This window comes from Nonomuraea longicatena (assembly GCF_039525605.1).
Taxonomy (GTDB): Bacteria; Actinomycetota; Actinomycetes; order Streptosporangiales; family Streptosporangiaceae; genus Nonomuraea; species Nonomuraea longicatena.
In genome coordinates, this window is sequence record NZ_BAAAHQ010000011.1 from 18,778 (window position 1) to 39,065 (window position 20,288).

16 protein-coding genes are annotated in these 20,288 nt (G+C 72.0%); 4 read left to right on the plus strand and 12 right to left on the minus strand.

Going from position 1 to position 20,288, the window contains the following annotated elements; genetic code table 11:
* The first annotated feature begins 317 nt into the window (after nucleotides 1-317).
* The 3 genes from ABD120_RS12735 to ABD120_RS12745 all read left to right on the plus strand — a co-directional run bounded on the left by ABD120_RS12735 (nucleotide 318) and on the right by ABD120_RS12745 (nucleotide 3,545).
* Nucleotides 318-1,679 (plus strand): GEVED domain-containing protein, encoded by a 1,362-nt coding sequence (locus ABD120_RS12735; protein ID WP_343950027.1) that lies wholly within the window; start codon nucleotides 318-320, stop codon nucleotides 1,677-1,679.
* A 253-nt stretch (nucleotides 1,680-1,932) separates the two neighbouring features.
* Nucleotides 1,933-3,078 (plus strand): S8 family peptidase, encoded by a 1,146-nt coding sequence (locus ABD120_RS12740; protein WP_343950028.1) that lies wholly within the window; start codon nucleotides 1,933-1,935, stop codon nucleotides 3,076-3,078.
* Nucleotides 3,079-3,284: 206 nt separating this feature from the next.
* A complete protein-coding gene (locus tag ABD120_RS12745) occupies nucleotides 3,285-3,545 on the plus strand; it encodes a hypothetical protein (RefSeq protein WP_343950029.1) in 261 nt (86 codons plus the stop codon).
* 373 nt (nucleotides 3,546-3,918) lie between these two features.
* On the opposite strand, the gene ABD120_RS12750 is transcribed toward ABD120_RS12745, so the two are convergent.
* Both ABD120_RS12750 and ABD120_RS12755 read right to left on the minus strand, forming a co-directional pair.
* On the minus strand, nucleotides 3,919-5,100 hold the full coding sequence (locus tag ABD120_RS12750; RefSeq protein ID WP_343950030.1) for an NAD(P)-binding domain-containing protein: 1,182 nt from the start codon (nucleotides 5,098-5,100) through the stop codon (nucleotides 3,919-3,921).
* Nucleotides 5,101-5,121: 21 nt separating this feature from the next.
* Nucleotides 5,122-6,336 carry a carboxylate--amine ligase gene (locus tag ABD120_RS12755; protein WP_343950031.1) on the minus strand — a complete coding sequence of 405 codons (1,215 nt, stop codon included), beginning with the start codon at nucleotides 6,334-6,336 and terminating at the stop codon, nucleotides 5,122-5,124.
* Nucleotides 6,337-6,601: 265 nt separating this feature from the next.
* Between ABD120_RS12755 and ABD120_RS12760 the strand changes: the two genes are divergently transcribed.
* Nucleotides 6,602-8,002 (plus strand): glycoside hydrolase family 26 protein, encoded by a 1,401-nt coding sequence (locus ABD120_RS12760; protein ID WP_343950032.1) that lies wholly within the window; start codon nucleotides 6,602-6,604, stop codon nucleotides 8,000-8,002.
* Here the strand turns inward: ABD120_RS12760 and ABD120_RS12765 are convergent.
* The 10 genes from ABD120_RS12765 to ABD120_RS12810 form a co-directional block, all read right to left on the minus strand.
* On the minus strand, nucleotides 7,977-9,086 hold the full coding sequence (locus tag ABD120_RS12765) for a glycosyltransferase (RefSeq protein WP_343950033.1): 1,110 nt from the start codon (nucleotides 9,084-9,086) through the stop codon (nucleotides 7,977-7,979). The genes ABD120_RS12760 and ABD120_RS12765 overlap by 26 nt on opposite strands.
* Complete coding sequence (locus ABD120_RS12770) at nucleotides 9,083-10,204, minus strand: GNAT family N-acetyltransferase (RefSeq protein ID WP_343950034.1); 1,122 nt, start codon at nucleotides 10,202-10,204, stop codon at nucleotides 9,083-9,085. The genes ABD120_RS12765 and ABD120_RS12770 overlap by 4 nt, the downstream gene beginning before the upstream one ends.
* Nucleotides 10,201-10,842 (minus strand): YveK family protein, encoded by a 642-nt coding sequence (locus tag ABD120_RS12775; protein ID WP_343950035.1) that lies wholly within the window; start codon nucleotides 10,840-10,842, stop codon nucleotides 10,201-10,203. Before ABD120_RS12775 ends, ABD120_RS12770 begins: the two co-directional genes overlap by 4 nt.
* Complete coding sequence (locus ABD120_RS12780; RefSeq protein WP_343950303.1) at nucleotides 10,839-11,969, minus strand: glycosyltransferase; 1,131 nt, start codon at nucleotides 11,967-11,969, stop codon at nucleotides 10,839-10,841. Before ABD120_RS12780 ends, ABD120_RS12775 begins: the two co-directional genes overlap by 4 nt.
* Nucleotides 11,966-12,655, minus strand: coding sequence for a polysaccharide deacetylase family protein (locus tag ABD120_RS12785; RefSeq protein ID WP_343950036.1), 690 nt, complete (start codon nucleotides 12,653-12,655; stop codon nucleotides 11,966-11,968). The genes ABD120_RS12780 and ABD120_RS12785 overlap by 4 nt, the downstream gene beginning before the upstream one ends.
* Complete coding sequence (locus ABD120_RS12790; protein WP_343950037.1) at nucleotides 12,652-14,169, minus strand: lipid II flippase MurJ; 1,518 nt, start codon at nucleotides 14,167-14,169, stop codon at nucleotides 12,652-12,654. The genes ABD120_RS12785 and ABD120_RS12790 overlap by 4 nt, the downstream gene beginning before the upstream one ends.
* A complete protein-coding gene (locus ABD120_RS12795) occupies nucleotides 14,166-15,569 on the minus strand; it encodes an O-antigen ligase family protein (RefSeq protein ID WP_343950038.1) in 1,404 nt (467 codons plus the stop codon). The genes ABD120_RS12790 and ABD120_RS12795 overlap by 4 nt, the downstream gene beginning before the upstream one ends.
* Nucleotides 15,569-16,963, minus strand: coding sequence for an exopolysaccharide biosynthesis polyprenyl glycosylphosphotransferase (locus tag ABD120_RS12800; protein ID WP_343950039.1), 1,395 nt, complete (start codon nucleotides 16,961-16,963; stop codon nucleotides 15,569-15,571). Before ABD120_RS12800 ends, ABD120_RS12795 begins: the two co-directional genes overlap by 1 nt.
* A 16-nt stretch (nucleotides 16,964-16,979) precedes the next feature.
* Nucleotides 16,980-18,359, minus strand: coding sequence for a hypothetical protein (locus tag ABD120_RS12805; RefSeq protein ID WP_343950040.1), 1,380 nt, complete (start codon nucleotides 18,357-18,359; stop codon nucleotides 16,980-16,982).
* A gap of 255 nt (nucleotides 18,360-18,614) precedes the next feature.
* On the minus strand, nucleotides 18,615-19,703 hold the full coding sequence (locus tag ABD120_RS12810; protein WP_343950041.1) for a hypothetical protein: 1,089 nt from the start codon (nucleotides 19,701-19,703) through the stop codon (nucleotides 18,615-18,617).
* Between the last annotated feature and the right edge of the window lie 585 nt (nucleotides 19,704-20,288).

The following is a 20,288-nucleotide window of genomic DNA, read 5'->3' on the forward strand; positions in this document are numbered from 1 at the left end:
TCGTGAGCAGTCGTCGAAAATACATAATCCGTGAGGGTGAGGGCGTCCAGTTCATGTCGATAATGTCACGCGGGCTGTTGAGTGTCGGTATGGCCGTCTGCATGGTCGCGACAGTATCGAACGGCGAAGTGCTCCGTGGCGCCTTCGCCGAGGTTGGCGACGGCCCCGCTCCGGCCACGAGCAAAGGCCGTGAACGGGCCTGGTCGATCGCGAACTCGCCGGTCAAGGCGGTCACTGTCACTCCGTCCGGCGTGACAGTGACGATCACCAAGACATTGCGGAACGGCGCACGTATTACTCAAGCCGACGCATTCGAGGTGAATCCCGCCGCCCCGGACGACGAGTATCTAGTGCCCGCGAACGCCAAAGGCGCACCCGGCATCAGCGACCTCTACGAGGGCTTCGAGGTGACCCCGAACGACTGGAACGACGTGGCCAGGCTCACGTTCACATTCTCCCAGCCGGTTCGGAACCCACGACTGCATATTTCGGGCACCGGTGGGGCGACCGGCGACAAGAGCGGTAATCGAGAGGATTACTGGCCGGGACTCGAAATCTCGGCGGGAACCCCCGTCATGCCGACATTCTCCAATGCGGCCGGATTCCCCGGATTCAAGGTGACGAAGCGCGAGATCGTCCCGGCGAGCGTCGCCCGGAGCAAGGAGACGACCTGCGGGGTCGTGTACATGTGCGGGACCGCCCGGGTGGACGGAACCGTGTCGGCGTTCACCGTGGACATGCGCGCGCGCAACGTGCGCAAGACGCGCTCGGCCGGTCAGCCGTTCATGTGGGCGGCCTTCCGCGTCACCCTGGAGGAGGACGAGTCGGACGCCCCCGCCTCGTACGGCGCCGCCACCCACGTCGTCACCGACCAGTTCATCGGCTCCGGCGTGAGCGCCGACAACCTGACGGCGGTGGCCTTCCAGCCGCGCAGGCGGACCGATGCCGACGCCGACAGCCCGTTCCAGCCGCCCTCCGGCGCCCTGACGCCGGGCGGCAGCCTCACCTTGCACGTGCCGGTGACCGGCGCGGGCCGGGGCTCGGCGGTGGCCGGCTGGATCGACTTCAACGACAACGGCCGCTTCGAACCGGGCGAGCGGGCGCAGTCCCTGGTGCTGCCGGGACTGACACGGACGGCGCTGACCTGGACGGTGCCGCGCGACGTGCGCTCGTCGGCCTCGTGGCTGCGGCTGCGGATGGCCGGCGACCCGGCCGAACTGGAGCTGCCGACCGGGTACGCCTCCGGCGGCGAGGTCGAGGACCACCCGTTCGCGATCACGGCGAGCGGCCTCACGATCACCCAGAGCGCCCCGCGCGACACGGCGGCCAAGGGGGAGCGGGTCACCTTCGTCACCACGGTCGGGAACCCGACCGAGTTGGCCCAGCCCGCCCGCGTCGCGATCGGCCTGAGGGACGTCGTGGACGACGCCAGGTACCGGGGGGCGAGCGGCGGCGTCACGCTGACCGGCAAGGAGACGCTCACCTGGGCGGGCGACCTGGAACCCGGTGAGCAGAAGGTGATCAGGGCCTGGTTCCGCGTGGGCGGCCGGGAGTCCGGCAACGGCGAACTGGTCGCGAACGTGACCGGCAGCGGTGTGACCCAGTGCCGGCCGGGCACCCTCATCCAGTGCGGCAGCAAGGTCAAGGTGAAGAGCGGCAAGGCCCGGAAGTCCAAGTAGTCCGGGGTGTCCGGCGTGGCCCAGGGATCATCCCCTGGGCCACGCCGTTTTCGTGTCCACGCCGAAGGGACTCCGGTTCTGGGCGGCCGTGTCCGTGAGACCCACGTTCGAGGGATTCCGGGCCTGGCGGTCCGCATTCGTGGGATTCCGGGTCCGTGGGATTCGGGCGTCCGGCGGTCGGCATTCGTGGGATTCCGGGTCCGTGGGATTCCGGCGTCCGAGAGTTTTCCGTGTTCGAGAGAAGGAGCTCCAGATGAAGCGTTCTTTGCTGAGCCTGCTCACCGTCACCGCCGCGATCCTCGCGGGGACGCCCGCGCCGCAGGCGGGGGCGGCGGAGGTGCGCACCTACGTGGTCTCGCTCGAACCGGCGGCGGCCACCCGCAGCGGGAGCAGTACGCGTGAGCTGGCCAGGCGTCTCGCGGCCCGTTACGACGGCACGATCAAGCACGTGTACACCTCGGCGCTCCAGGGCTTCGCGGCCTCGATGAGCGCGCGGAACGCCCGCAAACTGGCGGAGGACCCGCTCGTGGCGGCGGTCGAGGCGAGCCGGGTGGTACGGCCCATGGCGGTGCCGTCGTGGGGGCTGGACCGGATCGACCAGCGGCGGCTGCCGCTCGACGGCAAGGCCGTCCAGGGCGGCAGCGCGGCCGGGGTCACCGCCTATCTGGTGGACAGCGGGATCCTGCGCACCCACGAGGAGTTCGGCGGCCGGGCGCGCTACGGCTTCGACGCGATCGACTCGGACGCCGTCGCCGACGACTGCTACGGCCACGGCACCCACGTGGCCGGGATCCTCGGCGGCCGGACCTACGGGGTGGCCAAGGACGTGAGCATGGTGGCGGTCAAGGTGCTCGACTGTCAGGGCAACGGGGCGACGGCCGACATCGTGGCGGCGGTCGACTGGATCACGCGGAACGCGCGGCGTCCGGCCGTGGTCAACATGAGCCTGGAGAGCGCCTCCAGCGAGATCATGGACACCGCGGTCGAGGGTTCGCTCGACACCGGTCTCGTGTACGTCGTCGCGGCCGGGAACCGGGGCGGCGACGCCTGCCGCAGGTCGCCGTCCGGGGTGCGGGCCGCGGTGACCGTGGGCGCGACCACCATGCGCGACACCAAGGCGACGTTCTCCAACTGGGGGGCGTGCGTCGATCTGTTCGCCCCGGGCGAGGACGTCGCCTCGGCCTGGAACACCGGCGACACCGCGAGTGCCGTGGCGAGCGGGACGTCGATGGCGTCACCGCACGTGGCGGGCGCGGCGGCGCTGCTGTTGCGTACGCGGCCGGAGGCCACCCCTGCCGAGATTGCCCGATTGATACAGAATCAGGCGACTAAAGGTGTTCTAACCGATATTGGTGCTACGTCGGAAAATAGTCTGCTTTATGTGGAGGACGTACTTTGACGGGAAATGGCAGTGCGATCCGGACTGTTGATCTCGCTATTTGAACCAGCCTCCCTTTAATGCCAAGGAATCCAGGTCGGCCTTTGACTTTAGTCTGGAGAGAATCGGTGGAATAACTCTGCATGACACGGCAAGGTTAGTCATGCATCGTGCAGCCGAATCCAACGGGCGGCGCGAAAATCCATTCGTACACTGGAGGAAGTAACATGCTCCGTCGCATTCTCGTGGGCACCATTGCCGCAGGGGCGTTCCTGGCTGCTTCGGCCACCGCGGCATCTGCGGCGACGTACGGCGGTGACGAGGGCGCCAACGTCCACAGCCCCGCGTCCATCGGCATCCCGGTGCTGAACCACGTCCTCAACGGCGCCGAGGTCGACGTTCTGACGATCGCCCACCTGGAGGACATCAACCTGAACCTCCTCACCAACAACACCAGCCTGACCGACATCGATGGCCGCAAGTACTAAAGGCCATCAGGCAGTCTGAGGTATTCGCTTTCCGAGGCCCGGGTGCCGACGGCCGTCGGCACCCGGATCGGGGCGCAGCAGTAATCGGCCAGCAGCTCGCGGAAGGGCACTCCGCGACGTAGCGGCCGATACCGCCTCTGGCGTGACCCACCCTCAGCAGGGACGCGCCGGAGGCCCTTTTCGGGGACCGAGAAAAAAGCGACAATGCGCGGATCGGCGACGGCCGGTCCGCGCATTCTCATGTCCGCAGCGGGCTACGGCAGCGCCCGCCCGACGGGTCTGCCGCTGGTCGGCGGGGAATGCCGCACCGGGTCCGAGTCGGTCGGTGGGGGGAGTGCCGGGCCGGGGCTCGTGTCGGCCCGGCGGGGCCGGGTCAGTGGCGGGAGCGCCGGACCAGGCCGCGGGTGACGGTTTCGGCGGCGAACCGGGCGCCGTGGACGAAGCGCATCGCCGGGCCGAAGGTCGGCGCCGCCGCCAGGCCGATCGCGAACAGGCCGGGTACGGTCGTCTCGAAGTGGGCCGACAACCTCGGCGCCGAGGCCGGCCGCCCCACCCGGCGGCGCAGACCGGGTTCGAGCACCTCGAAGCGCTCGGCGTCGACGGTGTAGCCGGTCGCGCAGATCACGTGGTCGGTGTGGATCACCTGTTCGCCGGAGGGGCCGGCGAGCTCCAGCCGTACGTCGTCGCCCGCCTTCGCGCCTGTCACCCGCATGCCCAGGTGGACGGGGACGTCGGCGAAGCGCTCGCGCAGCCACCAGGAGCCGGCCGGGCCGAGCGTGGTGGCCACGATGTGCCGCCTGGTCGCGGCGGGCAGGTGCCTGACCAGACCCGGCCGCTCGGCGTACAGCCGCGAACGCCACCCGAGCCCCAGCCCGGACTCGGGCGCCAGCAGCCGGGCCAGCGCACTCCGGTCGGCGACCGGGTCGGCGTTCCAGCGGAGGGTGTCCGTCCGTGCGATGACGCGCGGACGCGCGCCCGCCTCCTTGAGCAGGCAGGCGGTCTCGATCGCGGACTGGCCCGCGCCCACCAGGGTGACGTCCTGCCCGGCGAAGACCGACAGGTTGTTGACCTCGCAACTGTGCGAGGACACCTCCGGCGGCAACGCGGCCAGCTCGCGCGGCCGGTACGCGAAGGGCAGGAAGCCCAGGGCGAGGACCACCGTACGGGCCTCGACCAGGTCGCCGGTCGCCGGTGTGAGCGTGAAGCCGTGCGCGGCCGCCCGCACCTCGCGCACGTCGAAGGGCACCACCCGGTCGGGCAGCGCCCGCTCCTGGAACCAGCGGCCGTAGTCGACGAACCGCTCGACCGGGACCGGCTGGGCGTAGCCGTACGGCAGGCCGAGAAGGTCGCAGTAGGCGCGCAGGGTCCAGGTGCGCTCGGGGTCGGCCAGGTGGGAGGCGTCCGGCTCGGACTTCAGTTTCATGCCCATGGGCATGTGCCGGTGCCACGCCTCCATGGGACGGCCGAAGACCTGGACCGCAAGACCACTGGCGGTCGCGTGTGCCGCCGCTGAGAGGCCGTACGGCCCCGCGCCGACGATGGCCACGTCTAGCATCTCGATCCTCCTGATCGTTTGTCAGCGCCTGTTGAGGCCGCGCAGAGCCGTGTATTTGAGCATCTGGAGGAAGGGCCTGACGTCGTCGCGGCTGTACCAGGCCAACTCGTCGGCACGACGTACCGAACGCAGCCAGCCGGGCCGCGCCGAGGTGCGCACGGAGCGGCGCCCGACGATCTTGCGAAGCAGGTCGTAGTTCTCGACCAGATAGACCCGCCCGTACACCGGCCGGCAGGTCGGCGGCCGGCGTCCGGTGAGGCTGAGGTGGGCGGCCCGCACGACGTCGAGCCCGTTGCCGTCGCGGAACAACCGGAACTGCGCCCCGATTCTGGGATTGAAGTCGAGCAGGTAATAGCGGTCGTCGCGGGCGCTGTAACGGAAGTCCATGTCGAGAATTCCGGAGTAGCGCAGCGCCGCCGCGAGTTCTTTGGCGAGTTCCGCGACTCGCAGATTGGGCAGCCAGCGGCCGAGTGTGGTGAGCCCGGCGGCCGGCGGATAGGCGCGGTCCTTGCATCCGGTGCCCTCGAAGACGCAGCCGGCGTCGGGGTCGAAATAGCCGTGGAAGAACCAGTCGGCGCGCGGCGCGTAAGGGATCAGGCGCTGGAAGAGGAGTTCGTTGTCACCGGCCTGGCCGAGAAGGACGCGGGCCTGGTCGTCGGTGTGGACGACGGAGGTGCCGCCGCCGCTCACGAGCCACGGTTTGGCCCATTTGGCGATGAGCGGGTAGCCGAAGCGCATGGCCGCCCGCCGCAGGTCGCGCATGCTCTCGACCACCACGGTGTCGGGGTGGGCGAGGCCGAGTTCGGCGCAGATCGTGGCGAGTGCGTGTTTGTCGGCGAGGCGGCGGGGGAGTTCGTCGGCCTGTTTGGGCAGGTAGAAGGCGCTGGCCAGCTCGCGGGAGTGCTCGGCCAGCCGGATGGCGCTGATGTCGTCGAGGGGGAGGACGACGGCGCGCTTGCCGATGCGCTCGGCGGCTTCGAGCAGGCTCTCGACGAACGAGGACGGGTGCCAGGTCTGGTGCCCGGCGAGGAATCGCGAGCGGGCGACGGGGCCGGGACGCTCGTCGAGGACGGCGTGAACCTCGACGCCGAGCCTGCCGAGGGAACGAATCGCCGCAAGCGTTCCATGGTGGAACGGATTGCGGTCCAGGCGAATGAGCAGCGCCGGGACATTTCGGTCAATTGGCAGAGAATGTCCCGGGCTGTTATCGCAGCGCTGGGGCGTTCGCAGGTTCACCGCTAGTTCCTATCACAGGGTCCGGTGAAGTCCGCTGCTGCTTCCGTTAATTGACCTTACGGCGTTTTTTGCCGGTGTATTGGCGTGGCCTGGGCGTCTCTAGGTGTCAACACCAGCAATATGGACCTATGCCCCTTAATATCGCAAAGCACGGCTGGCAGTCGGAGTCCCACACCGAGACGGAGCGGGAATAGAGGGCGGCATGAAAACGTGCGGCGTATTTCAGTGCAGACCCGGTAAATGGGCGCTGCTCGGCGGTGCGGTCATGCTCGCGGTGACGGCGACCCAGCCTCTCGGCTCGGACGCCTCCCTGCGTACCCGTGACACCCCCGCCGCCGCCCTCGGCGTCTTCACCGGCTCGGACGCCCAGGGCGTCACCCGCCTGGAGCAACTGGAGTCCTGGCTGGGCCGCGACGTGACGGTCGGCAGAACCTACCTGCCCGGTGACCAGTGGGGCGCCTTCACCGGCCCCTCCTTCATCCTCGACCCGTGGATGCGGTGGCGTGCGGCCAAGCCGGGGCGGGTGCTCGCCCTCAACGTGCCCATGGTCGCGCCCAACGAGGGCAGCATGCCCGACCTCGCCGTCTCCGTCCTGCTGCAGGCGGGCGCGGGCGGCGCCTTCGACCTCATCTACCAGCGGCTGGCGAGCAGGCTGGTCAAGGGCGGCGCCCCCGACACCATCATCGTGCTCGGCTGGGAGATGAACGGCGTCACCTACTCCAGCCGCTGCAAGCCCAACCCGTCGGCCTGGAAGAGCTACTGGCGGCGCATCGTCACCGCCATGCGCGCGGTGCCCGGCCAGCGCTTCCGCTTCGACTTCACCGCCAACCGGGGACTCGACGCCATCGGCTGGACGCAGTGCTACCCGGGCGACGACGTCGTGGACATCATCGGCCTCGACAACTACGACCAGCCGCCCGGCCTGAACTTCTCCGAGTTCGTCACCCAGCCGTTCGGGCTCCAGCACCACGCCGACTTCGCCGCCGCCCACGGCAAGCCGATGTCCTTCCCCGAATGGGGGCTCTTCAGGTACGGGGACCGTCCCGACTACGTGCGGCGGATGCTCGACTGGATCGACCGGCACAACGTCGTCTACCACTCGCTGTCCGACTACTGCCCGCACGGGGTGTGGCGCTGCACCGCCAACCCGCGCTCCGCCGAGGTGTTCCGTTCGACGCTGGCCCGCTCGGCCGCCGGCGCGACGCCCGCCCCGTCGGCCACGCCTGCGGGCACCGGACCGTCCGTGGGACCGACCGGCCCCGCGAACAGCCCGACCGGCCGGCCCGGCGGCCCGGCCACCGCCCCGGGGACGGGCACCGGTACGGGCACCCGTCCCGTGACCGGAGTCCATCCGGACACCCGCCCGAGAACCGGCACCACGCCGGGAGGCCGCCCTGGAGTCGGGCCCGTCATCGGCCCGGGGACCGATTCCGCGCCCGCGGTTCCGCCTGCGGGCGCCTCCGGGCGGCCGGTCACCGGTACGGTGCCCATCTGGACGCCGGTCCAGGACCGGACGCCCGCTCCCGCTCCGGCGCCCAGTCCCGCCTCCACGATCACCGGCACCGTGCCCGTCCAGAAGAATGACCACGCCGAGCCGACGCCGACCACCATGCCGGTGCCGGCGCCGACCCGGCTGCCGGTCATGCGCAGGGGCGACGAGCCGTAGCAGAGGTGAGTTCGGCCAGCAGGTCCAGGGTGACCCGCAGGTCGAACTCCTTCGCCCGGATCACGGCGGCCTGCCCCTCGTCCCAGACGAGCGGCGGGTGCCCCAGCCGCCGGGCCAGGGCGGCGGTGAGCGCGGTCGTGTCGTCCGGCGGCACCAGGGCGCCGACCTCGGGTGTGAGCACCTCGGCCAGACCGGGGATGTCCGTCCCCACGACCGAGCGCCCGCTCGCCAGCGCCTCCAGTGCGATCAGCGGCAGCCCCTCCCATCGGGAGGGCAGCACGACCAGGTCGGCGGCGGCGTACCAGGGCCGCACGTCGGCGGCGGGCCCGGCGAACACCACCCCGGGCCCGGCCACGCGTTCCAGCGCCGCTCTGAGGTCGCCGTCGCCGACCAGCGCGAGCACGGCGTCAGGGCAGCGGCGCCGTACGGCGGGCCAGGCGTCGAGAAGCACGTCCTGGCCCTTCTGTCGGGTGAGCCGCCCGACGCAGACGGCGAGCGGCGCCCCGAGCGGCAGCCCGAGCTTGCCGCGGGCGGTGGCCCGGCCCACCACGTCGGCGGGGACGAACCGGGCCGGATCCACCCCGTTGCGGATGACCACGAGCGGGTGGCGGATGCCCGCGCCCCACCCCTGGGCGGCCTCGCCGTCGCCGACGCAGACGAGGGCGTCCGTCCAGCGGGCGGCCAGGCGTTCCCATGCGGCGGAGGCCGAGGCCATCGGGCCGTCGCAGGCCAGCCAGGACCAGCCGTGCGGCTGGAAGATCGTCGGGATGCGGCCGCGCAACGCGAGGCGGCCGGCGAGCCCGGCCTTGGCCGAGTGCAGGTGCACGACGTCCGGTGCGAAGCCCGCGACGACGGCGGCCAGCGCGCGGGCCTCGCGGAGTGTGGCGGGGCCCGGCGACCTGGTCGCCTCCCAGGGCAGGCACGCGACGCCGCGAGCGGCCAGTTCGCGGGGCAGCGGGCCCTCTGCGGGCGCGGCGACCGCGACGGACCAGCCACGGGCGGCCTGGTCGGCGGCGGCCTCGCCGACGTACCTGGCCACCCCTCCGTCCACCGGCTGGCTGACGTGCAGGACCGACGGCGTCACGAGCCGGGCCGCAGGATCCGCGCCAGGCCGGGCCAGTGGTCCTTGGCCACGGCGGCGGCGCTCGCCCGCCCCTCGACCAGCGCCGTGTAGAACAGCGCCCGCTGGTTGCGGCCCAGCACCAGCCGGTGGCTGGCCACGGGGTGCGCCCCCCACCTGGCCTTGTGCGGCTCGGAGCCGCGCAGCATGCTCAGCGTCGGCAGCCCCCGCTCGTGCGCCTCCCGCAGGCTGTGCCTGAGCACCAGCGCGAACGTGTCGATCCGGCTGCGCAGCGCGGGGTCGGCGCCGTAGAGGTAGCCGCCGCAGAAATCGCGGCCGACCAGGCACAGGTTCGCGGCCACCAGCCGCCCGTCGGCGCGGAACTCCGTCACGCTCGCCTGGCCGCCCGCGACCATCAGGCAGGCGGCCTGGGCGAGGTGGTTCCTGAAGCGGGGGCGCAGGTGCTCCTTGTTGATGCCGCGCCCGGTCCACTGCTGGGCGTGCAGGCGCAGCAGGCCGTCCACGGCGCTCTCCACCCGCTCCGGAGGCACGTCGGTGATCTCGACGCCGAGTTCGTCCACCTTGCGCAGCGAGCGGCGCAGCTTGCCGGCCGACCGCCCGCCGATCCGGGCCAGTTGCTCCTCGATCGGCAGCGCCGCCATCGCCAGGCAGGTGGAGGCGGGCAGGAACCGGCTCTGGCGCGGCCACAGCCCGCCCAGGTAGCCGACCGCCGAGCCGGGCCGGGTCTCCGGGAAGTCCATGACGTCCCAGTCGGGCTGGTCGAGCAGGGCGCGGATCGCCGCCTGGCCCGCCTCCTCGCGCTGGTCGTCGTCGAGCAGGATGTCGGTGAAGTCGGACAGCGCGCCGCCGATCGGGCTCAGCACCCGGCAGCCGAACCGGCGCCCGCGCAACAGCGGCAGGCCCGCCAGCAGCCTGCCGTCCCGCCGTACGAGGATGACGAGGAGTTCGTGGCCCCGGCCGTAGTGCTGCCACCAGGACGTGAGCCAGGCGTGCGTCTGGAACGGCGTCGCGGTCGCGCACCGCCGGTAGAGCTCGTCCCACTCGGCCCCGAGGCCCACCCAGTGCCCCGGCTCGGTGACGGCCAGGGCCTGCCAGTCTTTTCCTGCGAGTGACGCCTTCATACCTCGACCCTCTGCTTGGCCTTCTGCCTGCGGGCGGCGTACTCGCGCGCGGGCGGCTCGCCGCCGTCGCGGCGGGGCCGCCGCGCCGGGCGGACCAACCATGACAGCGCGCCGATCAGGCAGCCTCCGGCGACGCCGACCGTCACGCTGACCGCCGTTCCCGGCGAGGACGGCTGCACCGGCGCGGACGCCGTGGACAGGCCCGCGATGCGTACCCCGGTGTCCACGGCGTGCCGGTTGGCGTAGGAGATGAGCGCCTGGGCGACCGCGTTCGCCTGCGTGGCCGCGTGGCCCGCGTTCGGCGCCGAGGCGCTCAGGCGGATCAGCGGCGCCTCCGGCGAGGAGGAGACGCGGATGGACTGCTGGAGCTCGTCCACTGTGCGGGCGGGCAGCCCCGGCCGCACGGCCGCCGCGATGATCGTCGGCTGCGTGACGATCTTGGCGAACGCCTGGGCGAAGTTGGTCGCCTGGTCGATGTTGGAGCGCTCGTCCGAGACCACGACCACGTACGCCTCCGCCGTGTAGACGGGCACCTTCACCAGCGAGAACACAAGTCCGGCCGAACCACCCAGAAGCGCGGCGGCGACCAGCGGCCACCCCCGCAGGGCCGAGGCGGCCATCTGACGCACGTACTTCATCGACGCTCTCCCGAAACCAGCCTGGCGAAGCGCGGGCGGTCGTCCCGCTCGCGGATCCGCGTGTACAGGGTCTCCACCCGATCGACGTGATGGTGGATGTCGTAATGCCGGACGGCGGCCGGCGGGGGATAGCGCGACGGCCCGGCCGCGACCAGCACGTTGATCGCCTGGCCGAGATGCCACGGGTCGTCCACGATCGGCCGCGCGGCGGGCGCCGCCTGCCTGGGCAACTCCTCCAGGGCGGGGCAGGCGCCGTACAGGACGGGCAGGCCGGAGGCCAGCGCCTCGATGACCGCGAGCCCGAACGTCTCCTCGCGCGAGGGGGCGACGAACACGTCCATGGCCGACAGCAGCGCGGGCACGTCGGCGGCCTCACCCGTGAAGACCGTGCGGTGGCCGAGCCCGAGGCTGTGGACGAGCTTGAGCAGCTCCAGCTTGTCCGGCCCCTCGCCCACCAGCATCAGTACGGCCTGCGGCACCTGCACCATGGCCCTGATCAGGATGTCGAACCGCTTGCCCGCCTCCAGCCGGCCCATGCCGCCGACGACGACCGCGCCCGGCCGGATGCCGAGCCGCGCCCTGGTCGCCTCGCGCAGGATCGAGTCGAACGCGAACGCCTGGCCGACCAGCCCGTTGGGGATGACCTCGATCCGCTCGCGCGGTATCCCCCACCGGTGCAGCAGGTCGGCGGCCGTGGCGGAGACCGCGATCGTGGCGTGGCCGAGGCGTTCGCAGCCGCGCGCTAGCCTGCGCACCGCCCAGGTGACCCGGCGGCCCTCGAAGCGGTGCACGCCGATGGAGTGCTCGGTGGCCACGATGGTGCCGACGCCCGCCAGTCTCGCGGCGAGCCGGCCGTACAGACCGGCGCGGAACAGATGGGTGTGGACCACGTCGAAGCGTCCCTCGCGCATCAGGCGCGTGAGCGGGCGCAGCACGCCGAGGTCGCGGTTGCCGCGCATGCCGAGGTGATGGACGGGGATGCCGTCGGCCCTGATCGCCCCCGCCATCACGCCGGGGTTGCTGAGGACCGCGACCTCGGACTCCATCCGGTGGTGGGCCACCAGGTCGCGAAGCTGCCGTTCGGCGCCTCCTGCGGCCAGCCCGGTGATCACGTGCAGCACCTTCATCCGCCGCGCCCGCTCTTCCACCGGTGCACGGCCCGCTTGGCGTGCAGCCTCAGCCACCGGTCGCGCTGCCCGATGTAGGTGCGCGGCAACGTGTGCGGGCCCGGCCCGGCCGGGTTGATCGAGCAGGCGTAGGCGTACCCGGCCGCGCGCACGGCTTCGACCGCGTCGGCGTCGTGGTCGCCGTAGGGGTAGGCGAGTCCCGCCACGTCCCCGCCCACGATCTCCTCCAGTACGGCCTTGCTGCCCTTGACCTCCTGCTCGACGTCGAACGGGTCGGCCCCGGCGAGCCTCAGGTGGGTGAGCGTGTGCGAGCCGATCTCCATGCCCGCGTCGGCGGCCCGCAGCACGTCCTCGCGGTCCATGAGCGGTTTGCGCGGCCCGAGCGGGTCCCAGTCGTTGGTGCCGCCGAGCCTGCCCGCGACCACGAAGACGGTCGCGGTGAAGCCGTGGCGCAGGAGCACCGGCAGCGCGTGCACGCCGAAGTCGGCGTAGGCGTCGTCGAAGGTCAGGCCGACCAGGCCGGGCGCCGGGGCGCGCAGCAGTTCGCGCACCGACACCCCGCGCAGCCCTCGGCGGGCCAGCCAGGCCATCTGCTCGGCGAAGCGTCCGGGCCTGATCGTGATCAGGTAAGGATCTTCGTCGAAGTGGTCGATCGAGTGGTACATCAGCACGTAGGGCGCGGTCATCGCGGCCTCACCATGGTCATGAACTCCTTCCTTGCACCGGTCAGGGCGGCAATGAGGACGAAGGTGACCGCTACGGCGGAGGCGCCGCAGGTCACGGTGAGGACCGGGTGGAGACCCGTGAGACAGGGGCGGAGGAGGGCGCCCGCCAGCGCGGCGCCGGCCGCGGCGAGCGCGAGCCGGCCGACCGAGGCGGCCATCGCCCTGGCCGGCAGCACGGGCAGCGGCTCGTCCCGGCCCGCGTCCAGCCGCCTGGACAGGAGCACCGCGGTCAGGCTGATGCCCGCCGCGTTGGCGAGTGCGACGCCGCCGACCCCGAGCACGGGCGCCAGGGCGAGCGCGGCGGCGGTGGTGACGGCCAGTCCCGCGCCCATCGCGACCGCCGGGTACCAGGAGGGGCGCGGGCCGCAGAAGAACACCCGGCACAGCACGCCGACGAGCGTGTGGCCGAGCAGGCCGAGGCAGTACACGCGCATGCACCAGGCCGTCGCCTCGGTGTCGGCGGCGGTGAAGGCGCCGTGCTCCAGGAGCAGCCGTACCACGTCGGGGGCGAAGACCAGGAAGAACGCGGTCGCGGCGAGGACCAGCGCCCCGGCGAAGACGGTGTCGGCGTCGACGCGGCGCCCGGCGCCCGGCGCGTCGCCGTCGGCGACGGCCTGGGCCAGCACGGGGAACGACACGGTGGCCACCACGAGCGCGATCACCATCGGGACCTGGGCGATCTTCTGCGCGTAGTTCAGGTAGGAGATCGAGCCGGCGGGCAGCGACGAGCCCACGAACCGCTCGACGAACACCTGGCTCTGCCTGATCAGGGTGAACGAGGCGATCGGCGCGAACGCCCCGACCGACAGCGTGACGGCGGCGGCCCCGAGGCGCGGCAGCCCGACGTGCCTGACGAACGACGGCACCTGGACGGCCACCATGAGCAGCCCGCCCACCGCCACCCCCCAGGCGGCACCGGCGATCCCGAGGCTCTCGTGGGCGAGTACGGCGAAGGCGATGATGCCCACGTTGTAGGCCACGTAGATGGCGGCGGGGGAGCCGTACACCTGCCGGGTGCGCAGGGCCGCGCTGAGGTAGCCGGCCAGGCCGAAGGCGAGGATGGTCACCGAGGCGATCCGCGTGCACGCCACGGCCAGGTCGTGCTCGGCCACCCCCGGGGCCAGCAGCGACACCAGCAGCGGCGCGCACAGCGCGGTGAGCGCCGAGCACAGCACGAACGCGGTGGCCGCGCGGGGCAGCGTCGCCGAGACGACCTCGCGCAGGCCCGTGCCGTCGGCCGCCGCCCGGCTGAACAGCGGGATGAGCAGGTAGGCGAGCGCGCCCTCGATGAGCAGCGGGGCGGCGGTCTCGGGCACCGTCCAGGCGACCAGGAAGGCGTCGGTGCTCGCCGTGGCGCCGAAGATGCCCGCGATGAACAGGTCGCGGGTGAAGCCGAGGCCGGAGCCGAGCACCGTGAGACCGGCCGTCAGGCCCGTGGCCCTGACCAGCAGCTCCCTTCTCTCCCGTACGGTCACCGCGCCGCCACACCGTCCGCCCGCACGGCCCACGCCAGCGTGAACCCGGTCATCACCGCCATGACCACGGTGGGCGGGCCGCCCACGTCGCCGTAGCAGAAGTGGGTGAGCTGCCAGACGAGGAACCCGGTGGCGGTCAGGCTCATCAGCCGCCGCTCCCCGCTCGCCCACGGCAGCTCCGCGTCCTCGCGCGGGCGCGGGGCCCCTCGGCGATGGGACCGGCCGGGCCCCGGCCCGACCGGCCGGGCGGGAGCGCGCGTCCGCAGGCCGCGTGCCGACCAGGCCAGCAGGCCGCAGCCGAGCAGCAGGAACGCCGACAGGCCGAGTATCCCCTGCTCGCTGAGCACCAGCAGGTACATGTTGTGCGGCGACAGCAACTGCTGCCGCCGGTAGCCGTGGTCGGGGTCGGCGGTGTCGCTCGCCGCCGACACATGGACCGGCGCGTAGGTGTCGCGGTGCTCGGCGAAGCCGCGCGGGCCGACGCCCACGAGCATGTGGTCGTGCCACATGCCGACGGCCGCCGCCCAGAGCCCGTACCGGTCGAGGACCGACTGGTCCGGCTGGGTGAAGGAGGTGGTGATCGACGTGACCCGCTGGGTCAGGGTGCTGCCGCCGAGGCCGAGCCCGACGGCGAGGACGGCCACGCAGGCACCGGTGGCGACCAGGCGCAGGGCCGTACGCCAGCTCGACAGCGCCGTCATCACCAGGGCGGTCAGCGCGAACGCCAGCCACGCGCCCCGGCTGAGCGACAGGACCAGCGCGGGCGTCAGCGTGATCACCAGCGCGAGCCCCCACCAGCGCTGCCGCCCGCGCCCCTCCAGCGCCAGCGCCAGCGCGATGACCAGCCCGTAGCTGACGACGCTGGCCATGCCCATGACGTCCACGGCGCCGAAGGTGCCGACCGCGCGGACGAGTTGCCCGGCGAACGAGGCGCCGGTGCCGGTCGCGGCCTGCCAGCAGCCGACGGCGGCCTCGGCGAGCGCGGCGGCGAGCACCGTGCCGAGCACGATCCGGCGGTCGAGGGCGTCGCGGACCGCGACCGCCATCGCCAGCGGCACCAGCACGAAGATCTGGAGGAAGCGCAGCCAGCCGGGCAGCGCGCTGAGCATGTCCGCCGTGGCGAGCGTGGCGGCGGTGACGGCCAGCGCGGGCGGGCCCAGGATCCACAGCCGCCTGGACAGCCGAGGCCGGTTCCGCAGCACCGTGATCGCCGCCGCGAGAATCAGCGTGGCCGCCGCCAGGTCGGCGTAGGAGACGTTGACGTCGGTCCCGGCCCTGGACTGGGGGACGCATGCCATCACCACCGTCAGCGCGGCGAGCAGACTGGGCCGCGACAGGAGCCTGCGGCGGCGGGCGGCCGCGTCGGGGGCCGCGCTCTGGTACAGGAGGGCCGGGTGCATCACGCACCGCCCAGGCGGAGTACGCAGGCGACGGTACGCCACAGGATCCGCAGGTCCAGCCCCGGCGACCAGTCGTCGATGTAGTGGTTGTCGAAGCGGGCCCGGTCCTCGATCGAGGTGTCGCCGCGCAGCCCGTGGATCTGGGCCCAGCCGGTGATGCCGACCGGCACCCGGTGGCGCAGGCCGTAGTGGTCGATCGAGCGCGAGAACTGTTCGACGAAGTAGGGGCGTTCCGGACGGGGGCCGACCATGCTCATGTCACCTCTGAGCACGTTCCAGAGCTGGGGCAGCTCGTCGAGTGACGTGCGGCGCAGCATCCGGCCGACCGGCCCGGTGAAGTGGGAGCTGCCGACGCTCCACCGGGTGGCGGACTCGTGCGCGTCGGACGGGATGATCGTCCTGATCTTGAGCATCTCGAAGCAGCGCCCGCCGAGCCCGACCCGGCGCTGGCGGAACAGCACGCCGGGGCCGCCTTCGACGCGGGCGGCGAGCAGGCAGGCCGCGAGCACGGGGGCGGTGAGCGTGAGCGCGGTCAGCGCCATGGCGATGTCGAGCAGCCGCTTGGTCCCCCAGCCCGGACGCCGCTGGGCGCGCGGCGCCATGGGCAGCACCGGGAAGCTCCTGATGTGGCGGCGCCGGGGCACGAAGTCCAGCACCAGGCTGTCGGGCGCGGGGGCGTACAGGATCTCGTGGCCCCTCGCGTCGAGGGCGTCGACCAGGGTGCGCGACAGGGACAGGTCCCCGGCCACCACGAGGGTCCTGGAGCCGGTGGCGCGCAGGGTGTCGGCGCAGTTCGCGAGGGTGCCGAGGACGGGCAGCCCGTCGTGGGAGGTGCCGATCGGCCAGGTGTCGTCCACGAAACCGACCGGGGTGATCCCGAACTCGGGATGCTCGGCGAGCGTGTTCGCCAGCCTGCGTCCGTGCTCGCTCGCGCACACGACGACGGCTCTGCGGTGGGGGCCGCGACGGCGGACCGTACGGAGGAGGGCGGCCCAGCAGGCGAGGAGCGCGCAGGTGAGGAGCGCGTAGACGGCGCCGGCCAGCAACCAGGTCTGCCAGGCGACGGCGGTGGTGATCCCACGGGTGAGGGCGGGTTCGAGCATCAGCGTGACCAGGCCGACGCAGGCGTACCGGGGGGCGCAGGACCAGACCGGGCGGGCGTCGTGGGCCGGGCGCAGCGAGGCGTTGAGCGTGAGGGCGATCGTCGTGGCGGCGATCACGCTGGTGACGGTCCATCCGGCGGCGACGGCGGCGCCTTGCAGGCACGCGGTCTCGCGGCCGATTCCGGCGAGGAGGCCGCAGACGCGTACGGCACGGAGGCGGACGCCGTAGGCGGGACGGTTGGAGGCTCTGGCCGCACGTGTGGGGGAGTTTTTCTGCAGTGTGGCAGCCATCCCGTGCCTCCAGGGGTCACACTCGTCTTTTCAGCTCCCGAGGGGCCGGTGGGCTGAACGGTTTCGTGGGGCGGCGCCTTTTCCGAAATGCCGTGGAGACGAGCGCCGGTCGATATCTCGGCGCTGCCAAGATCTTTTCGATCGTAACGGCGGAAGGCGCCGGATCGAATGAGGCGAGTCCTCCGTTGAGTTCACCTGAAGGCAAAGATTGTGCTGGCGCGTTGAATATCCGTCGGAATCGCGAAATAGGGGGTTCTTCGGCTTTGGCCCACAGGTAGGTGACCTCGACCCAGTCGTTTCCCGTCATCTTGAGCACGTCCCAGAACAGGCCGTCCGCGAGGTCGATGCCCGCCGGGTTCAGGACCTTGCGGGCCCGGTCGTCGCGGCCCCCGTTGTAGGAGTCCTGGTACGCCGCCTGGGCCTGCGGCCTGCCGTGCGGCAGGTCGGACCACATCTCGCGCTCGTCCGGCGGGTTCCAGTAGTCGTCGCGGATGTTCCACGGGCCGACGTCCCAGACCGGGGCCACCGTGCAGCGGCCGTTGCGCGGGTAGCAGATGCGGACCAGGTAGTCGGTGGCACGGACCGAGGGGTTCAACGCCCGCCGGGACGGCAGCGCGACGAACACGTCCCGCTTGCCGATCGTGTGGCCGTTGGCCGTGCGCTCGCCGACCTCGCCGATCCGGGTGGCGAACACCCGACTGGTGATCTTCTGCGAAGGGGTCTTCTGCGCGGGGGCGGTGGGCGGGTCGGGGCGCGGGGTGAGGCGCAGCCCGCTGATCCGCGGGCCGCCGTACGGGTCGCCGTCGGGCGCGCTCAGCGCGATCCTGACCTGGACGACCTGGGCGGGATCCGGCAGCAGGACCTCACTCACCTGCTCGGCCGGCGACGGCTTCGGCGGCAGGGACGGGCCGAGGTGGGCGGTTCGCGGTGGGGTTGGCGGTGCTGTCTCTGTGGCCGTGCGCCATTCGGTCCACCGGCCTGCCGGGGTGCGGCCGCGTACCTCCAGCAGGACGCGGCCCCTTGCGGGACGTTCGGTCCGCAGTGTCGCGCTCAGCCTGCGGGTGCTGTCACCCGTGTCGATGGGCGGGCTCACGTAGAAGCCCTGATGTCGGCGGGTTCCCCGCACCTGTCTGGAACGGTAGCCCGGGTGCGCGGCCTGGGCCCAGCGCGGGCTCCGCGCCCGCGAACGGAAGGCCCGGGGCGCTCCCGCGCGTTCGGGGGCAGCGGTCAGGCGCAGGCCGTCCGGCGTGTGCTCGACGTTGTGCTGGTCGGTCGTCGTGGCCGTCAGATCGACGGGCACCCCCGCCTCGAACCCCGTCTGCTCGGCCACGGCCACCACAGGCGGGCCGCCGACGACCAGGCCGAACAGCAGCAGTTTCCCGAGAGATCTCTTCATAGAGGCTTACGTCGCAATCGAAGATGGTTTGCCGCACTTGACCTACCCGTGCGCTCGCGACGCGTCCCGCCCTGCCGATCAAGGAAAGGACAAAGAAAGGCCCTGGCGTGTGACACGCCAGGGCCCACGATCGTGGTGCCGTCCTGAGGCACCGGACGCCATGGCCGTACCCACGCACTCCCTGAGGCCGACGGCACCGGAAGGCCGGAAGGAGTGGGACGGCGGCGCCCGCAGGACGCCGGGAAGAAAGCAGTGTTACTTGGCTGCCAGTCCGCTCAGCGCACCGGTGGCCGTCTGGCTGATTCGGCCGATGGCCTCGTTCAGAGTGGCGGTGCTGCTGGGGTCGGTCACCTTCGTCGCCGCCCCTTCGACGAGCGGGGCGACCTCGTCGACGCTCACGATCTCGGCGCCGGCGGTGCCGCGCATGGGCTGCCGCTGCGCCGGGCCGACCACCGGGGCCAGCTCACTGCCGAGGATGTCGGGCATGGCGCCCTTGACGGCCTCGGTCGGGCCCATGAGGGTCGGGCTCAGCGGGTGCGAGGACAGGTTCTGGGTGACCGAGTCGGCCATCGTGCCCGCGTGCTCGGTGTAGTTGGCCAGGTGGTCGAAGACGCTGGGGACGGTGCCCTTGGTCACCGGCTCCAGCATCGGGGCGGCGGAGATGCCCATCGCCCGCTGCGACAGCGAGGCGAAGACGCCGTCCATCGGGTTGTCCTTGTGGGCGACGCCCAGGACCTCGCGGCCGTCCAGCACGCCCATCTCCAGCGGCGGCGTGCCGGCGGCGGTGAAGCCCTTGCCGCCGGTGTCGACGCCCGCGGCGCCGGACAGGTCGCCGAGCGGCAGGCCGTTGCGCAGGTTGTACTGCGGCGTCAGGCGCCTGGTGGTGCCGTCCAGCGAACCGGAGGCGCCGTCCACCGAGCGGGTGAGGCCGTCGATCGGGCTCTTGCTGCGCATGAGCGCGTTGAGCGGTCCGGTCAGCGCCATCAGGGGGTTCTGGCCGCCCTTGCCGCCGCCGCCCATCAGGCTGCCCATGCCGCCGCCGGTGATGCCGCCGAGGGGGCCGCTCTTGCCGCCACCGGCGACGGGGCTCTTGCCGCCTCCGCCGCCCAGCAGGCCGCCCGCGCCTCCGCCGATGCCGCCGCCGACGGGGCCGACGGGGCCGCCCTTGCCGCCGCCGCCCAGCAGACCGCCGCCCAGCAGGCTGCCGCCCGCGGCGCCGCCGAGCAGGTCGGTGATGGGGTCGGCTGACCTGGCCGATGCGCTGGCCAGGGCGGGGGCGGACAAAGCCGCCGCCAACCCCAGTGACACGACCGCGATCGCGGTCGTCTTGATGACTCGTTTCATGATTGCCTTCCCGGCTCGTATCGATCTCGGTCGCGAATCTGAAATCTGCGTGGCGAGTCGATAACTTCCGTAAGCCGCGGCGTACACGCTATGGGCACCACACGATGCGCGCCGTCCCGGCAGAGCTACTGACGGCAGTTGTATCACCACTCACGGGACGGAAGCGGTCCCGTAAAACGAATTTTGACGCACCCCATGTGTCATGGATAAATCGGGAAATAGTGGCGGGCTATTTCGGATATTCGGCAGTCGCGCCCGGCGGTTCCGTCGTTGCGGACAAAGTCGGCCGGTGCCAGATTTTCCGGAGGCTGGGTCCGCCCTTGACCGCCCGCGCCGAACCGGACGCCGGGGATGATGTGCCCGCGACAGGGCGAATTCGAGTGACCGGGCGTCCGGTCACTGGCAGAATCCGGGGACAGGACCACGAACCACCGGAACCAGCATGGACGCACGCCGCCTGAACCGACCCATCCACCGACTCCTCTGCTCCTCCTGCCGGCAGTCCCAGCTGGTCTGGATCAGGCATCTGCTGCGTCCGCGACGCATGCGGCGCCCGGGTTCGTCCTCGCGCACCTGAAGCGTCCC

Coding starts and splice junctions, on each gene's coding strand:
- ABD120_RS12740 (WP_343950028.1), top strand. CDS start 1,933: ATGAAGCGTTCTTTGCTGAGCCTGCTCACCGTCACCGCCGCGATCCTC.
- ABD120_RS12745 (WP_343950029.1), top strand. CDS start 3,285: ATGCTCCGTCGCATTCTCGTGGGCACCATTGCCGCAGGGGCGTTCCTG.
- ABD120_RS12750 (WP_343950030.1), bottom strand. CDS start 5,100: ATGCTAGACGTGGCCATCGTCGGCGCGGGGCCGTACGGCCTCTCAGCG.
- ABD120_RS12760 (WP_343950032.1), top strand. CDS start 6,602: ATGCTCGCGGTGACGGCGACCCAGCCTCTCGGCTCGGACGCCTCCCTG.
- ABD120_RS12770 (WP_343950034.1), bottom strand. CDS start 10,204: ATGAAGGCGTCACTCGCAGGAAAAGACTGGCAGGCCCTGGCCGTCACC.
- ABD120_RS12775 (WP_343950035.1), bottom strand. CDS start 10,842: ATGAAGTACGTGCGTCAGATGGCCGCCTCGGCCCTGCGGGGGTGGCCG.
- ABD120_RS12780 (WP_343950303.1), bottom strand. CDS start 11,969: ATGAAGGTGCTGCACGTGATCACCGGGCTGGCCGCAGGAGGCGCCGAA.
- ABD120_RS12785 (WP_343950036.1), bottom strand. CDS start 12,655: ATGACCGCGCCCTACGTGCTGATGTACCACTCGATCGACCACTTCGAC.
- ABD120_RS12795 (WP_343950038.1), bottom strand. CDS start 15,569: ATGCACCCGGCCCTCCTGTACCAGAGCGCGGCCCCCGACGCGGCCGCC.
- ABD120_RS12800 (WP_343950039.1), bottom strand. CDS start 16,963: ATGGCTGCCACACTGCAGAAAAACTCCCCCACACGTGCGGCCAGAGCC.
- ABD120_RS12805 (WP_343950040.1), bottom strand. CDS start 18,359: ATGAAGAGATCTCTCGGGAAACTGCTGCTGTTCGGCCTGGTCGTCGGC.
- ABD120_RS12810 (WP_343950041.1), bottom strand. CDS start 19,703: ATGAAACGAGTCATCAAGACGACCGCGATCGCGGTCGTGTCACTGGGG.